General features: G+C 39.8%; 2 protein-coding genes. One reads left to right on the top strand and one right to left on the bottom strand.

Annotation, left to right across the window (positions count from 1 at the left end):
- On the top strand, nucleotides 1–907 hold a 907-nt coding region (locus DYY66_RS05085; RefSeq protein ID WP_166286769.1), incomplete at its 5' end, for a glycosyltransferase family 4 protein.
- A gap of 1,538 nt (nucleotides 908–2,445) precedes the next feature.
- On the opposite strand, the gene DYY66_RS05070 is transcribed toward DYY66_RS05085, so the two are convergent.
- The gene (locus tag DYY66_RS05070) at nucleotides 2,446–2,619 is read right to left on the bottom strand and encodes a hypothetical protein (RefSeq protein WP_166286763.1); all 174 of its coding nucleotides are present in this window, start codon (nucleotides 2,617–2,619) and stop codon (nucleotides 2,446–2,448) included.
- Between the last annotated feature and the right edge of the window lie 123 nt (nucleotides 2,620–2,742).

The raw sequence follows: 2,742 nt of genomic DNA, 5'->3' as shown, positions 1-2,742 counted from the left end.
TCTAGAAATAATAAAACAAGAAAAGATCGATATAATACACTCCAACAACTTTGCACCAGCCCTTGCAGGTTCCATATTGTCAAGCCTGACCTCCAAGCCACACATAACAACAGTCCATGACATTTTTTCGCTTTGCGGCAAAAACTATTGGAAGCAGTGGGGAGCACAAAGTGACGTATCAAGAATAAACGTGTGGCTTGCACCGTTTTTTGAAAAAATGATGATAAAGCTAAGACATGACTGCATCCATACGGTAAGTGAAGCTACAAGAGATGACCTGTTAAAGTTTGGTGCAACAAAGCCAATACATGTAATCCATAATGCGATTGAATCAAGTACTACGCACAGTACCACACCAAACCCTTTGCAGTTTGTCTACATTGGCAGGCTGGTCTTTTACAAAAATATTGAGGTTGCAATCAAGGCAATAGAGATTGCAAAAAAAACAGAACCAAATATCAAACTTGTAATAGTAGGAAACGGTCCACACAGACATTCGCTTGAAGATCTTGTAAAAAATCTCAGCCTGCAACAAAATATAGAGTTCAGGGGATATGTAAGCTCTGGAGAAAAATCAAGAATTATTGCAGAATCAAATGCACTTGTCTTTCCAAGCTTGTGTGAGGGATTTGGGCTTGTAATTTTAGAGTCATTTGACCAATCACGACCAGTGCTTGTCTCTAATACGAGACCAATGTCAGACATTGTAACACACCAAAAAAACGGTCTTGTCATAGATCCACATGATGAAAACCAGTGGGCAGCACACATGCTTGATTTGATAAAAAACCAGCAAAAATCAAATGAGATGGGAAAGAATGGAAATGATACACTGACAAAATCATACAGTCAGGACAAGATGTATCAAAATCTACTCAGAATGTATTCAGATATAATCAAGACCTGAGACCAAGGCTTGTTATCTTACAGCAAATTTTACGGCAATTTATCCCTGATGGCAATTGTTCTCTGCAACGTATGCCCAACATAAACATCGCCTACAGAAGGAGTACGATCTATCGAATATACAGTATCAGTCACCAAGTAATTGTCCCCTCCGCGCCACTTCTCGTGTTTATCATATCTATGATAAGCTTGAGGTGAATCTGGCTGTGGCGGAGACTTGTCTCCAAAGTCCCACTTGTGTGTAAATGGAGGTATGCCACCACCCACTTGAGCTCGCATGTCCACACGAACCCCTGTTTGGATAACATCACATGGAACAGAGNGGCACAAATTTTACGGCAACTTATCCCTGATGGCTATGGTTTTTTGCAAGGTATGCCCAACATATACAGAACCTACACCAGAAATGTCTTCTACTGACCACACCGTATCAACGACCAGATAATTGTCTCCCCCACGCCAATTCTGTTGTTGATGANAACAGAGGGAGGATCACATGATGAAGACCAAAACTCCAAGCATCCAGTCAATCGAAGAGGACTGGGCAAAACAAGCATTGCAAATGGCCATACAGGCTCGTGTTTTTTTCCTGTATCATCATACCATGTAACGGTAACACTTCCTAGATATGGCTCAAATCTTGCAACAAGATATTTGTGAAACNAGACCTGTCCCCAAAGTCCCACTTGTGTGTAAATGGTGGTATTCCACCGCCCACTTGGGCGACCATGGTAACAGGAACACCTGTTTGGATAACATCGCATGGAACAGCAGGAGGATCACATGATGAAGACCGAAACTCCAAGTATCCAGTCAGTCGCAGAGGACTGGGCAAGACAAGCATTGCAAAGGGCCAGACAGGCTCATGTTTCTTTCCAGTGTCATCATACCATGTAACCTTGACACTTCCTAGATATGGCTCAGATCTTGCAACAAGATATTTGTGAAATGGATTTTGCACATACAGGTCTTCGTCTCCAATTCTTCCATGAGACCTTCCTGCAGAAGTATTCTCATCACCCCAGGTCCATTGTATAGATTTTCCCTGAACTACACCAACACCTATGCTAAACCCAGCTATATCATTTTCATATATCACACCTTGCGTCTGTAAAAAATTTATTTCTGACGGACCCTTGGTTACGGTAATCTTGATTGTTCTACTACTTCCGGTGACGGTATATGTTCCATCGTTTGCAAGCTCTACTGTATTTACCTTGGCGTAATACTCACCTGGCTGAAAATAGATGTAATTGCAAACAAGATCATATACAGGAGATTTTGGGTCCTTTTCCCCAAAGTACCACATCTTTTTTTCTTTAATGGTAACACGTGGATCGTGCAGATAAAATCCAACTNGATGGCGCTTGTTTCAAGATTTATCTCATTCAAGGTTATTTGCAGGATATAGAAATTCTTAGTTAAGGGTTGTTACAGCCAATAGAAAATTTTTGAACTATTTTCACAAATCTCTATTTGCTTTAAAATAATTATCAAAATATTACAAATAATTGAAAATTAACAAATTAATTTGATTTTTCATCTTTTGCCATGGAACATCTTGGCACCCTTGATGTCACGTATTCTTTGGTGAAAACTATCAATATCAACCTGCGAGGCAAGAAACTCGAACGCTTCTGCCTCTATCTCTTCTTCCTCTTTGACCTCATTCCAGATATCTACAATGGTCTTATCTTTTACATATTCAGCCAAGTATTGATTTCATTCCCACTTTTTCAAGACTCAAAGATTTTGTCATGTATCCCAACTAGAACAGCACAAATGTACACAGAAAATTAAATAAAATTATTGGAAGATTGTTCTGTAACATAGTTC

This window comes from Candidatus Nitrosotalea sp. FS (assembly GCF_011319475.1).
In the GTDB taxonomy this organism is placed as follows: Archaea; Thermoproteota; Nitrososphaeria; order Nitrososphaerales; family Nitrosopumilaceae; genus Nitrosotalea.
This window is presented reverse-complemented; position numbering and strand designations above follow the sequence as displayed.